Annotated in this window: 11 protein-coding genes; 1 reads left to right on the forward strand and 10 read right to left on the reverse strand. The window is 69.5% G+C overall.

Features of this window, described 5'->3' with window-relative positions; translation table 11 throughout:
* Window positions 1–31 precede the first annotated feature (31 nt).
* The 3 genes from SCNU_RS14160 to SCNU_RS14170 form a co-directional block, all read right to left on the reverse strand.
* Window positions 32–727, reverse strand: a complete 696-nt coding sequence (locus SCNU_RS14160; protein WP_009680071.1) for a TrmH family RNA methyltransferase — start codon at window positions 725–727, stop codon at window positions 32–34.
* Window positions 720–1,310 (reverse strand): orotate phosphoribosyltransferase, encoded by a 591-nt coding sequence (locus SCNU_RS14165; protein WP_009680072.1) that lies wholly within the window; start codon window positions 1,308–1,310, stop codon window positions 720–722. The genes SCNU_RS14160 and SCNU_RS14165 overlap by 8 nt, the downstream gene beginning before the upstream one ends.
* A 62-nt stretch (window positions 1,311–1,372) precedes the next feature.
* On the reverse strand, window positions 1,373–2,281 hold the full coding sequence (locus SCNU_RS14170; RefSeq protein ID WP_009680073.1) for a type III secretion system chaperone family protein: 909 nt from the start codon (window positions 2,279–2,281) through the stop codon (window positions 1,373–1,375).
* 69 nt (window positions 2,282–2,350) lie between these two features.
* Here SCNU_RS14170 and SCNU_RS14175 point away from each other — a divergent pair, with 69 nt between their 5' ends.
* Entirely contained in the window at window positions 2,351–3,556 is a 1,206-nt protein-coding gene (locus SCNU_RS14175) for a M20 family metallopeptidase (protein WP_009680074.1), read from the forward strand.
* A gap of 301 nt (window positions 3,557–3,857) precedes the next feature.
* Here SCNU_RS14175 and SCNU_RS14180 read toward each other — a convergent pair whose 3' ends face one another.
* The 7 genes from SCNU_RS14180 to kdpF are packed head-to-tail and all read right to left on the reverse strand — an operon-like array spanning window position 3,858 to window position 12,100.
* The gene (locus tag SCNU_RS14180; protein ID WP_009680075.1) at window positions 3,858–4,235 is read right to left on the reverse strand and encodes a PPOX class F420-dependent oxidoreductase; all 378 of its coding nucleotides are present in this window, start codon (window positions 4,233–4,235) and stop codon (window positions 3,858–3,860) included.
* Window positions 4,236–4,275: 40 nt separating this feature from the next.
* On the reverse strand, window positions 4,276–4,968 hold the full coding sequence (locus SCNU_RS14185; RefSeq protein ID WP_009680076.1) for a response regulator: 693 nt from the start codon (window positions 4,966–4,968) through the stop codon (window positions 4,276–4,278).
* Entirely contained in the window at window positions 4,961–7,525 is a 2,565-nt protein-coding gene (locus tag SCNU_RS14190; RefSeq protein WP_040518501.1) for a DUF4118 domain-containing protein, read from the reverse strand. The genes SCNU_RS14185 and SCNU_RS14190 overlap by 8 nt, the downstream gene beginning before the upstream one ends.
* Window positions 7,526–7,535: 10 nt before the next feature.
* Window positions 7,536–8,177 (reverse strand): potassium-transporting ATPase subunit C, encoded by a 642-nt coding sequence (locus SCNU_RS14195; protein WP_009680078.1) that lies wholly within the window; start codon window positions 8,175–8,177, stop codon window positions 7,536–7,538.
* Between the two features lie 3 nt (window positions 8,178–8,180).
* Window positions 8,181–10,283, reverse strand: coding sequence for a potassium-transporting ATPase subunit KdpB (gene kdpB, locus SCNU_RS14200; protein WP_009680079.1), 2,103 nt, complete (start codon window positions 10,281–10,283; stop codon window positions 8,181–8,183).
* A complete protein-coding gene (kdpA, locus tag SCNU_RS14205; RefSeq protein WP_009680080.1) occupies window positions 10,280–11,989 on the reverse strand; it encodes a potassium-transporting ATPase subunit KdpA in 1,710 nt (569 codons plus the stop codon). Before kdpA ends, kdpB begins: the two co-directional genes overlap by 4 nt.
* Before the next feature lie 12 nt (window positions 11,990–12,001).
* Window positions 12,002–12,100: a K(+)-transporting ATPase subunit F gene (kdpF, locus tag SCNU_RS20215; RefSeq protein WP_009680081.1), complete on the reverse strand. Its 99-nt coding sequence runs from the start codon at window positions 12,098–12,100 to the stop codon at window positions 12,002–12,004.
* Between the last annotated feature and the right edge of the window lie 463 nt (window positions 12,101–12,563).

The raw sequence follows: 12,563 nt of genomic DNA on the forward strand, positions 1-12,563 counted from the left end.
AGGTCATCGGCCCGACCGCTGCGGCCCGCGCTCACCAGGCGTCGTCGAGATCGGCGTGCCGCGCGATCCACGAATGCATGACGATGCCCGCGGCGACGCCGGCGTTGATACTGCGAGTGGAGCCGAACTGTGCGATCGACACGGTCAGGTCGGCGCGATCCTGAGTCTCATCGCTGACCCCCGGACCCTCCTGCCCGAACACGAGCAGCGCCCGCCGCGGCAGTTCGGTCCGTTCGAGCGCGACGGCGCCCGGCGTGTTGTCGACGGCGACCACCGTGAGGTCGTGCTCGCGCGCCCACGCCATCAGCTCGTCTACCGTCGCGTGGTGACGGAGGTGCTGGTAGCGGTCGGTGACCATTGCGCCGCGCCGGTTCCATCGCCGTCGGCCGACGATGTGCACTTCGGCGGCCAGGAACGCATTGGCGGTGCGCACCACCGTGCCGATGTTCGAGTCGTGGCCCCAGTTCTCGATCGCGACGTGAAAGTCATGGCGTCTGGTGTCGAGGTCGGCCACGATCGCCTCGCGCGTCCAGTAGCGGTACGCGTCGACCACGTTGCGGCGATCACCCTCGGCGAGCAGTTCCCGGTCGTAGCGGGGGTCGCCCGGCAGCGGCCCCTCGCACTCCTCGATCCACGGACCGACACCGATCGCGGGTCCGATTCCGGTGACCCACTCGGTGGGTCCGGCGGCGGTCGAGTCCGGGTCGGACTCCGGCCGGTCAGGCAAGACCGAGGTCGGCCAGCCCCAGCAACGACCGGTACGGCACGCCGAGCGCGGTGATGACGTCGTCGGCGCCCGTCGCGCGGTCGACGACGGTCGCAACACCGACCACTTCGGCACCCGCTTCACGCGCCGCCTCGACCGCCTGCGACGGGGAGGCTCCGGTGGTGGACGTGTCCTCGACGACCAGCACACGTCGAGCTGCCGTACCCCTCGCCGCAGCGGGGATCGACGGCAGCCGTCGGGGTGGCTCGAGCATCCCGTGCGTCTTGGCCGCCTTGCGGACGACGAACGAGTCGATCGCCGGGCCGTCGGCGTGCATGATCGACGTCGCCACCGGGTCGGCGCCCAGGGTCAGACCGCCGACCGAGACGTACTCCCAGTCCGCGGTCAACTGCCGCATCAGGGCGCCGATCAGCCGGCTCGCCTCCGCGTGGAGGGTCGCGCGACGCAAGTCGACGTAGTAGTCGGCCTCCTTGCCGGACGACAGCGTCACCTTGCCGTGGACTACGGCCAACTCGGTGACGAGTTCGGCCAGGCGGGCGCGTGCGGCGGCGTCGACGGCGGGGGTGGCATCGGATGCCGACATGGGTCACCAGCTCCTTTGGAGGCGTCGGAAGAAGAGATCAGCGAGTCGGGCGACCCGGGAGGTCAGCGCTCGCGCGGGTCGTTCAGCGGCGGCAGGTTCGGCGGGGCGAACCGCTCCCGCGAGGTACGCGGATCGGCGGCCGGGCGCGGTGCCGGACGACGGATGGGCTCCACGCGCGAGGGACCGGTCTGGTCGGCGGGGCGCGGGGTCGCGTCGAGGCGCGACGGTCGCGGCTCCGGTGCCGCGGCGGCCTGCGCACGACGCCGGCGTTCGGAGTCGCGGAGCGACTCGGTCTTCTCGTCGGCCAGCTCGTCGTTGGTCGGTCCGTGCGGATCGCGAGGGTCCGGGGCGTCCTGCGGCACGACCGCCGGAGGCAGCACACGCAGCAGATCGGCGAAGCGGCGCACAGCGTCCAGCGCGACGTCCAACCGCTCGTCCTCCGTGGTGACCGGCATGGCGCCCAGCGCCCAGTTGCCCTCGTTCCACAGGATCTCGACGTAGGCCGGGGTATCGGTGGCGAGTGTCACCATGCGTCGATCGCAGATGCGGCGGGCGGCGTCGAGATTGCTCGCGAACATCACGCGCGAGCCCATCGCGCCGAGCAGGTCGACATCGTCTTCGGCGGGGGCCAGCACGTCCTCGTACCGCAGGTCGACGGTGACCGCCGACGCTGCGGGGCGGCGAACGGCGACCACCGTGGCGGTCTCCTCCAGGTCGAAGACGACCGCTTCAGCGCCCTCGTACACGCCGTAGGCGACGTCGCGCACCTGAACGTGCTCCGGCGCGTCCATCGCGGCACGATGGAACACGGTGCGGAGCTTGCTGTCGGTCTCGCGGAACTTGAAGGAATGCGTCTCGCCCCACACAGCGCGCTGGTGGTGAACCTGTTGCGACCGGTTCCGGTCCAGCCACAACAGGGCGCCCGCACCGACAAGCGCGAGCACCGCAATCACGAAATACACAATGGCCATCGGGCATAGCCTACTATCGAGGGCCGTCGATGCGCCCGACGACTCAAAGCTGACGCAGAAAGGCCGCCGATGGAGCCCCGCCGCCGAGAGACCGCCGACGCGTCGGCCGCGACGATCGACCCCGCCGAGGTGGAAGCGCTGACGTGCGCGCTGGTGGCGGTCCCGAGCGTGAATCCGGGCGGCACGGAGGAGGCGGCGGTCGAGGTACTGGCGCAGGCATGCCGCGACGCCGGCTTCGAGGTGCAGGTCTCCGAGGCGGCCCCGGGTCGACCGAATCTCGTCGCCACGGTGAACGGCGACGCCGACGGACCGGGCCTGATGTTCCTCGGTCACTCGGACGTGGTGCCGCCGGGTCCCGGCTGGACCGGTGACCCGTTCGTTCCCCGCCGCGACGGCGACCTGATCATCGGCCGGGGCGCCACCGACATGAAGGGCGGAATCGCCGCGGCGGTCGTGGCGATGAAAGCCGTCGCCCAAGCAGTGGCCGACGGCGTCGACGTGTCCGGCCCCGTGCGGCTGGTCGTCACCGTGGATGAGGAGGAGCACGGCGTCGGGGTTCGGCATCTGGTCGAGCACCCGCCGGCCGGCGAGCACCTGGGCTGCATCGTCGCCGAACCGACTCGGCTGGAGGTGGTCCGCGGATGCCGTGGGGCGTCGTACTTCGACGTCGAGGTGACCGGCCGGGCCGCGCACTCGGGTCGTCCCAGCGACGGTGCGAGCGCGATCGACGCGGCGGCGAGGGTCATCGAGGTGATCGGGGCCGATCAACGCCGCATGGCCGCCGACCCCGATCCGTTGCTCGGCTTCGGCACCTGGAACGTCGGCACCATCCAGGGCGGGCAGGGCATCTCCGTGGTCGCCCCGAGCTGCTCGATGGGCGTCGACCGCAGGCTGATGCCTGGCGAGGACGTCCATGAGATCGGCAGGCGTTTATCCGACGAGATCCGTTCCGCGGGAATCGATTCCGATGGCATCACCGTGTCGGTGACTCCGACGATGTTCCTGCCCGGGTTCGCAACCCCCGAGGACCATCCGCTGGTGACGGCCACCGCGCAGGCGGTCGTCGACTCGGGAGCTCCGACCTCGGTCGGCGGCTGGACCGCGGCGTGCGACGGCGGCTGGACCAGTTCCGCGCTCGGCATTCCGACGGTGGTGATGGGCCCCGGCGACATCAACGGCCAGGCTCATCAGCCCGACGAGTCCGTCTCCCTCGCCGAGCTCGTGACGGCGGCGCAGGCCTACCTCCGCGTCGCCCTGGCCCTGCTGTCGGACTGATCGCTCACCCTGTCTCGATACGGCTCGTCGCTACGCTCCTCACCTACTCGACAACCCTGAAAAGCAGCCCGCCCCAGGCTGAGAAGGCAGCCGCCAGCCCAGGCCGGTCGAGTAGCCCCGGCGCGCAAGCGCCGCGGCATATCGAGACCCCGAAACAACCCACGCCCCAGCATGTCTCGATACGGCTCGTCGCTACGCTCCTCACCTACTCGACAACCCTGAAAAAGCAGCCCGCCCCAGGCCGGTCGAGTAGCGAGGAACGAAGTGACGAGCGTATCGAGACCCCGTCCGCCACGACTCCCTACAACACGTCTCGGACGCGGATCCCGACCGTGCCCGACGCACCGCGGCGAATCGACGATCCCCAGATCGTCAGTCGGCCGATGAGGCCGTACTTCCGGACGATCGCGTCGGCCGCCGGCTGACGGTCGATGACCTCCGCCACGCCGGCGACCTGCGGGCCGTGCGTCTTGCCGCCGCGCGCGTCGCACGCCTGCACCAGCACGTTGTTGTTGCGGCGCAGCCGTTTGACCTTCCACGAGTCGACGACCGTCCAGAGCAGCATGTCGTCCCCGTCGGGGGCGGCCCACAGCGGCGACGCGACGGCTGTGCCGTCCTTCTTGTAGGTGGTGAGCATGACGTACTTGGCGGCGGCGACGCTCGCGACGGTGTCGGACATGGGGCCGAGCGTACTGCGGAACCGCGGCGACCGCCGGGGCTCACCGCACGAATCGGTATCCCATGCCGGCCTCGGTGATCAGATGCCGGGGATGCGACGGATCGGCCTCCAGTTTCCGGCGCAAGGCCGCCAGATACACCCGCAGATAGTTGGTCTGGTTCACGTAGGTGGGCCCCCACACCGCCGTGAGGATCTCGCGCTGCCCGACCAGATTCGGCTCGCTGCGCACGAGCAGTTCGAGGACACCCCACTCGGTCGGCGTGAGCCGCACCGGCTCACCGTCCCGGGTGACGCGTTTGGCCGCCAGATCCACTTCGAGGGCGCCCGCGCGAACCACCGGCGCCTCTGCGGGAATCCCGGACGCGGTGCCACGACGGATCGCCGCGCGGAGTCGCGCCAGGAACTCCTCCATGCCGAACGGTTTCGTCACGTAGTCGTCGGCGCCGGCGTCGAGCGCCTGGACCTTGTCCGCGGCGTCCGTTCGCGCCGACAGCACGATCACCGGCACCGAAGTCCACCCGCGCAGCCCGGCGAGGACGGTGAAGCCGTCCATGTCCGGAAGTCCGAGGTCGAGCACCACGACGTCCGGCGGACGCTTGCTCGCCGCCTCCAGCGCCTGCGCGCCGGTGGCGGCCGTGGTCACCTCGAATCCCCTGGCGCGCAGGTTGATCCGGAGTGCGCGCAGGAGCTGTGGCTCGTCGTCGACCACCAGCACGTGCCCGTGCTCAGCCATCGGCCGCCTCCTCTCCCCGTTCGCTCGCGCCGTCGAACGCGGGCAGTTCGACGACCATCGTGGTCCCGCCGCCGGGTGTCTGAGCGGCGACCAACGTGCCTCCGATCGCCGAGACGAACCCGCTCGCCACCGACAGTCCCAGCCCGACCCCGGACGTCTGACGATTCTGATCGCCGTATTGATGGAACGGGGTGAACACCCGGGAACGCTCGGCCACCGGGATACCGGCGCCGTGATCGATCACCCGGATGCGACAGCGCGGCGCGTCGGAATCGTCCGCACCGCGGCCCGACGCCTGCACCAGATCGGTACGGACCTCGACATTCCCGCCGCCGTGCCGCAGGGCATTGTCGATGAGGTTCGCCAGCGCCCGTTCCAATAACCCGGCATCGGTGAGTGCCCAATCGCAGGCGATCTCCACGGAGATCTCGGGGTTGCCCGGGGCCCGCCGGGTCACCGCGGCGCCGGCCCGGTGAATCACCTCCGGCAGATATGTCCGTTCCCGCTGCGGTCGGACCACTCCGGCCGCCAGACGCGACGAGTCGAGCAGATTGCCGACCAGCGACGCCAGCTGGTCGATCGACTCCTCGACGGTCGCCAGCAGCTCCGCCGTGTCCTCCTCGCTGAAGGTGACCTCCGGACTGCGCAGACTCGACGCGGCCGCTTTGGCCGCCGCCAGGGGCGTCCGCAGGTCGTGGCTCACCGCAGCCAGCAGCGCGCGCCTCAGCTCGTCGGTGCGGGCGAGCTCATCGGCCTCTGCGGCCTCCGCCTCCAGCCGGTCGCGTTCGACGGCCGCGGCTACCTGGCTCGCGACCGCCGCGAGCACCCGCTGATCGGCAGCTCCGACCTCCGGGCCGCGCAGCAGCAGCTCGTACTCGCCTCCGGCCGCGGGACAGACGGTGTCGGCCTCGGCCGCGGTCCGCGGCGGGTCGTCGCCGACCGAATGCGCGATCGTCTCGGTGCGGTCCTCCCTGCGTGCGACGGCGACCGAGGTCTGCTGGTATGTCTCGCGGACGCGCTGAAGCAGCCCCGACACTCCTGCGCCGTCCAAGACAGCGCTGGAGAACAGGGCCAGCAGTTCGGCGTCCCGCCCGGCCCGTTGCGCCTGACGCCTCCGCACGGTCGCCGAATCCACCAGTGCGGCGACAGCGATGGCGATGATCAGCATCACCACGATGGTGATGATGTTGTCCGGCTCGGCGATCGTGAAGGTGAATCTCGGTGCGGCGAAGAAATAGTTCAGCAGCAGGCCCGACATCACGGCCGAGAGCGCCGCGGGAACGACGCCGCCGAGCAGTGCGACGGCCAGGATCACCACGAAGAACAGTGCCGACTGACTGGCGAACCCCAGGTACCGGTCGATGACGGTGAGCAGCCCGGTGAGAGCGACCGGCGCGAGAACCGCCAGAATCCAGCTGCCCGGCCGATGGAATCGCGTGTCGCGGATATCGAGTCGATTGCGCACCGCGGCCTTGTCATGGGTGACCATGTGGACGTCGATGCGACCGCTGTCGCGCACGACCGCCGCCCCGACGCCCTCGTCGAAGAGCCGCTGCCACCGGGACCGACGCGACGTCCCGAGCACGAGCTGGGTGGCGTTCATGGCGCGTGCGAACTCCAGCAGGGTCTGCGGGACGTCGTCGCCGACCACCGAGTAGAAGCCGGCTCCGATGCTGCTCGCGAGTTTCCGCAGCCCGCCGACGTCGACGGCGCCGCGGTCGGTGAGTCCGTCGCCCCGAACCACGTGGACCACGAGCAGTTCCGCACTCGACCGGGAGGCGATCCGACCGGCGCGACGGATCAGTCCCGCCGACTCGGGCCCTCCGGTCACCGAGACGACCACGCGTTCGCGCGCCTCCCAGGTGTCGGTGATGGCGTTGGCCGCCCGGTAGGCGGCCAGCTTGTCGTCGACCCGGTCGGCGAGCCACAGCAGCGCCAGTTCACGCAGCGCGGTCAGGTTGCCCTGCCGGAAGAAGTTCGCCAGCGCGCCGTCGATCCGCCCGGCGTCGTAGACCTTGCCCTGCGCGAGCCGCTGACGCAGTGCCCGGGGTTCGATGTCGACGAGCTCGATCTGATCGGCGCCGCGCACCACCGCGTCGGGCACGGTCTCCCGCTGAGTGACCCCGGTGATCTGTGCGACGACGTCGTTCAGGCTCTCGAAATGCTGGATGTTGACCGTCGAGAGCACGTCGATCCCGGCGTCGCGCAGCACTTCGATGTCCTGCCAGCGCTTCTCGTTCTGCATGCCGGGCGCGTTGCTGTGAGCGAGCTCGTCGACCAGGACGAGTTCGGGGTCGCGCGCGAGCACCGCGTCGAGATCCATCTCGAGAAGCACCGTCCCGCGATACTCCACCGGCACCCGCTCGATCACTTCGAGACCGTCCACGAGTGCGGCGGTGGCCGCGCGGCCGTGGGATTCGACGACGCCCACGACGACGTCGACGCCCTCGTCCGCGAGCGTGCGCGCCTGAGCGAGCATCTCGTACGTCTTGCCGACGCCCGGCGCGCAGCCGAGAAACACCTCGAGTTGACCTCGTGGTTCCTCTGCGGCGGGCATGTCGCCGATGCTATCGGCAGCGGGTGTCATGCGGCTGCGGGCCGGAGATTCCGAGGTCGCGGTTCACCTGCTGGACGTTGACCCGTTCCTGTCCGAGGAAACCCAACTGGCGGCCGCTGGTGTGGTCGGCGATGATGGCGCGGACCACCGACGGCGAGAGGTCCAGGGCCCGGGCGATGCGCGGCACCTGCAGATCGGCGTACGCCGGGCTGATGTCGGGGTCCAGGCCCGACCCCGAGCCGGTGACCGCGTCCGCAGGAACCTCCGCGGGCGGCGCGCCTTCGCGCTTGGCGATCACGGCCCGGCGGGTGTCGATGATCTTCACCAGTTCCGGGCTGTTGGGCCCGAGGTTGCTCGCGCCGGAAGCGGACGCGTCGCCGGGCGCCATCGGATCGTCCGCGCCGCCCGCGACCCGATTGTGCAGGTACGGATCCGCCTGGCCTGCGGGCACCTGCTGGTCCAGTCCCAGCAGGTCCGACGACCGGCAGCCCTGCCCGTCGGTCACGAACGACCCCTCGGCCGCGGCGGAGTCGAAGCGGGACATCCCCCATACCGCGACCGGGTACAGCCCGCCGACGACGACCGTCAGCGTCACCAGCGCGAGCAACGCCACCACGCTCTGCCGAGCCAGACTCACGAATACGTTCTTCATCTCTCACCCCATCCCCGGCAGCAGCCGGACGAGCAGATCGATCAACCAGATGCCGATGAACGGTGTCACCACGCCGCCGAGCCCGTAGATCAGCAGGTTCCGGCGCAGCAGGTTGGCCGCGCTCGTCGCCCGGTAACGAACCCCCTTCAGCGACAACGGGATCAACGCGACGATGATGAGGGCGTTGAACACCACCGCCGAGACGATCGCCGACTCCGCCGAGTGGAGGCGCATGATGTTGAGTGCGTCGAGCTGCGGGTACACCGCGCTGAACATCGCGGGCAGGATCGCGAAGTACTTCGCGAGGTCGTTCGCGAGCGAGAACGTCGTGAGCGCGCCGCGGGTGATGAGCAGCTGCTTGCCGATGGCCACCACCTCGATGAGCTTGGTGGGGTCGGAGTCGAGGTCGACCATGTTGCCGGCCTCTTTGGCGGCCATCGTTCCGGTGTTCATCGCGAGCCCGACGTCGGCCTGGGCGAGGGCCGGGGCGTCATTGGTGCCGTCGCCGGTCATCGCGACCAGCCGTCCGCCCGACTGCTCCTTCCGGATCAGCTCGAGCTTGTCCTCGGGCGTCGCCTGCGCGATGAAGTCGTCGACACCGGCTTCCGCCGCGATCGCCTTGGCGGTGAGCGGATTGTCGCCGGTCACCATCACCGTCCGGATGCCCATGGCGCGCAGTTGGGCGAACCGATCGGTCATGCCGGGTTTCACCACGTCCGACAGTTCGACGACGCCCAGCACTTCGACTCGCTCCGCTCGCTCAGCACGGCGCACATGGCGGCGGAGCCCCGTCCTGATCCCGACCACCAGCGGTGTGCCGCCGCGGGTCGAGATCGCGTCCACGTCTTTCCGCACCTGGGCGGTCAACGTGCCGACCCACTTCTCCACAGCGTCGGCCGCACCCTTGCGGTACTCGCTGACCTGTCCGTTCTTGTCCAAATCGACGCCGCTCATGCGAGTCTGCGCGGTGAACGGCACCACGGTGAACCGCGGATCGGCGCCGGATCGGGCGGCCGCGACGTCCACCTCGTCGAGCGGTGTCACCTCGTAACGGCTGAGCGCGAGGTCGATGATGCTGCGGCCTTCGGGGGTGTCGTCGGCCAGGCTGCAGCGGTACGCCACGTCGGCGAGTTCGACGAGTTCCACTCCGTCGGCGGGATGGAACTCGGTGGCCCGGCGGTTGCCGAAGGTGATGGTTCCGGTCTTGTCCATCAGCAGGGTGTCGATGTCGCCCGCGGCCTCCACCGCGCGGCCGGACATGGCGAGCACGTTGCGCTGCACCAGCCGGTCCATGCCCGCGATGCCGATCGACGACAGCAGCGCGCCGATCGTCGTCGGGATCAGACAGACCAACAGGGCGATCAGCTTGATCGGATCAGCCGCCTCACCCGCGTAACTCTGCATCGGTCCGATGGCCACGACGGCCAGCAGGAAGATGATGGTCAACGCGGTCAGCAGGATGTCGAGCGCGATCTCGTTCGGGGTCTTCTTCCGCGACGCGCCTTCGACCAGCGCGATCATCCGATCGACGAACGTGCTCCCTGGCTCGGCGGTGATCTGCACGACGATGCGGTCCGAGAGCACCACCGTGCCGCCGGTCACCGCGGACCGGTCGCCGCCGGACTCGCGGACCACCGGCGCCGACTCACCGGTGATCGCCGACTCGTCGACGGTGGCGATGCCTTCGACGACGTCTCCGTCGCCGGCGATCGTCTCCCCCGCCTCGACCACGATCCGCATGCCGAGCCGCAGCTCGGAGCCGGGGAGCTCGGTGATCGCGCCGTCGTCGCCCAGCACGCGGGCGACGGTGTCGCGCTTGACCTTCCGGAGGCTGTCGGCCTGCGCGCGGCCACGACCCTCGGCGACGGCCTCGGCCAGTCCGGCGAAGATCACCGTGAACCACAGCCAGACGACGATCACCCAGGCGAACACCGACGGATAGATGATCGCCAGGACGGTGGTGATCAACGCGCCCAGGTAGACGACGAACATCACCGGGTTCCGCGCCTGATCGCGCGGATTCAGCTTCCGCAGGGCCTGCGGCAGCGACGACACCAGTTGCCGCGTGTCGAACGCCCCGCTGCGAACGATGTCCTTGTCACTCATCGCAGTGCCTCCGCGATCGGTCCCAGCGCCATCGCCGGGAAGAAGGTGAGTCCGGCGACCAGCAGTGTGGTGCCGAGAAGTAGTGCGCCGTACAGGATTCCGCTGGTCGGCAGAGTCGCGACGCTGTGTCCGGGTGAGCCGGTGGCCTCGTCGAGCTTCGGCTTCTGCCGTGCCAGCAGTCCCGCGAGAGCCAGCACGAGCACGATGGGGACCAGACGGCCGAACAGCATCGCGAGGCCGAGTGAGATCTGCAGCCAGTCGCTGGTCGCGCTGAGTCCGCCGAAGGCGCTGCCGTTGTTGTTGGTGGCCGACGCGTAGGCGTACAGGATCTCGCTGAAGCCGTGGATGGCGCCGTCGCTGCCGCGCGGGCCGTCGTTGCCGAGCGCCGCCGGCGTCGATCCGAGGAGCACGGTGATCGCGGAGCCGGTCAGCACCACGGCGGGCATGACCAGCACGTACAGCGCGGCGACGGTGATCTCCTTCTGCCCGATCCGCTTGCCGAGGAACTCCGGCGAGCGGCCGACCAGCAGCCCACCGACGAACACCGTGATGATCGCCAGGACCAGGAGCCCGTAGAGGCCGGAGCCGACGCCGCCGGGTGCCACCTCGCCGAGCAGCATGTTCCACAGCAGTCCACCGCCGGAGGCCGCCGCGAAGCTGTCGTGGGCGGCATTGACGGCGCCGGTCGAGGTCCCCGTGGTCGATACCGCGAACAGCGCGGTGCCGGGAGTCCCGAAGCGATACTCCTTGCCTTCGAGCATCGCGCCCGCCGCCTGCGACGCCACCCCGTCGGTCCGCGACTCGAAGGTCCAGACCAGGGCGAGCATCGCTCCCCAGATCACCGCCATGACCCCGAGCAGGGTGAGTCCCTGCCGGTGGTCGCGGACCAGGTTTCCGTATGTCCGGGTGAGGCTGACCGGGATGATCAGGATGGCCAGCACCTGTACGGCGTTGGTCAGCGGCGTCGGGTTGGAGAACGGATGCGCCGAGTTCGCGCCGTAAGTGCCGCCACCGTTGGTGCCGAGGAGTTTGATGGCCTCCTGGGAGGCGAACGGGCCCAGCGGGACCCGGCCGATGCTGCCGTCGACCGTGGTGAAGTCGGCGGCGGTGTGCCACGACTGCACCGCGCCCTGCAGGACGAAGATCGTCGCGATCACGAAGGCCAGCGGCAGCAGGATGCGGAAGGTGCCCCGCACCAGATCGACCCAGAAGTTGCCGATCTCCCCGGTGCCGCGCCGGCTGATGATGCCGCGCACGAGCGCGATCGCAACCGCCATGCCCACCGCCGCGGACAGGAAGTTCTGAACCGCGAGGCCCAGCATCTGCGTCAGATCACCGATGACGGTCTCGGGCTCGTACGACTGCCAGTTGGTGTTGGCGACGAACGAGATCGCCGTGTTGAACGCGACGGTCGGTGACATGCCCGGCTTGCCGTCGGACCACGGGAGGTGGCCCTGAAGCCGTTGCAGCGCGTACAGGACCAGGATCGAGACGCCGGAGAACCCGAGGACCGAGAGTCCGTACCCGCGCCAGGTCTGGCTCGCGCGGGGGTTCACGCCGATCATGCGGTAGAGCAGGCGCTCGGGCATCAGGTCCCTGGTGGACCGATACATGCGCGCCATGTAGTCGCCGAGCGGTACGTAGACGACCGCGAGCACGACCAGGATGAATGCCAGCTGCAGAAGGCCGGCCGAGAAGTCACTCAATGCACCGGCCCTTTAGAACTTGTCCGGGTACAGCAACGCTGCCACCAGATATCCGACGACGCCGATCGCCACGATCAGCAACACCACCGACAACGTCCCCGCCCCGGTCATCGCCCCGTCCCCCGCTCCAGCGCGTACAGCAACGCCGCGCACGCGGCGATCGCGAGCACGGCGATGCCGACCATCACCATGTCAGCCATTTCCGGCCTCCTCGATCCAGCGGCCCGCACCCGTCGGCGGGCCCACCTTCACGCTGGTCCCACGAAATCCGTTGCACCAGAGGTCTTAACGCGATCTATACGGCCCTTGTCCGGATCTTGACGGCGCCGTTGACGGCCGGCCCGTTTGAGCGACGACCACCGCGGGTCGAGCGACTCCAACCGTTGGTTGAGCGAGCGGAGCGAGTCGAAACCCCCGCACCAGAGATTTCGACTCGCTCCGCTCGCTCAATCAACGGGAGGACGACTCCGCACTCAAACACCAGAAACCGCCCCGCGCCGCAATCAACGGACTGCACCACCCCACCGCTGGTTGAGCGAGACGCTTCTATGTTTGTCAAGCGGCGGTGGTGTGC

This window comes from Gordonia neofelifaecis NRRL B-59395 (genome assembly GCF_000192435.1).
GTDB lineage: Bacteria > Actinomycetota > Actinomycetes > Mycobacteriales > Mycobacteriaceae > Gordonia > Gordonia neofelifaecis.

Bases quoted from the DNA above. Each gene is read 5' to 3' on its own strand.
- SCNU_RS14180 (WP_009680075.1), bottom strand. From the start codon at position 4,235: ATGTCCGACACCGTCGCGAGCGTCGCCGCCGCCAAGTACGTCATGCTC.
- SCNU_RS14175 (WP_009680074.1), top strand. From the start codon at position 2,351: ATGGAGCCCCGCCGCCGAGAGACCGCCGACGCGTCGGCCGCGACGATC.
- kdpB (WP_009680079.1), bottom strand. From the start codon at position 10,283: ATGAGTGACAAGGACATCGTTCGCAGCGGGGCGTTCGACACGCGGCAA.
- SCNU_RS14190 (WP_040518501.1), bottom strand. From the start codon at position 7,525: ATGCCCGCCGCAGAGGAACCACGAGGTCAACTCGAGGTGTTTCTCGGC.
- SCNU_RS14170 (WP_009680073.1), bottom strand. From the start codon at position 2,281: ATGGCCATTGTGTATTTCGTGATTGCGGTGCTCGCGCTTGTCGGTGCG.
- kdpF (WP_009680081.1), bottom strand. From the start codon at position 12,100: ATGACCGGGGCGGGGACGTTGTCGGTGGTGTTGCTGATCGTGGCGATC.
- SCNU_RS14185 (WP_009680076.1), bottom strand. From the start codon at position 4,968: ATGGCTGAGCACGGGCACGTGCTGGTGGTCGACGACGAGCCACAGCTC.
- SCNU_RS14165 (WP_009680072.1), bottom strand. From the start codon at position 1,310: ATGTCGGCATCCGATGCCACCCCCGCCGTCGACGCCGCCGCACGCGCC.
- SCNU_RS14195 (WP_009680078.1), bottom strand. From the start codon at position 8,177: ATGAAGAACGTATTCGTGAGTCTGGCTCGGCAGAGCGTGGTGGCGTTG.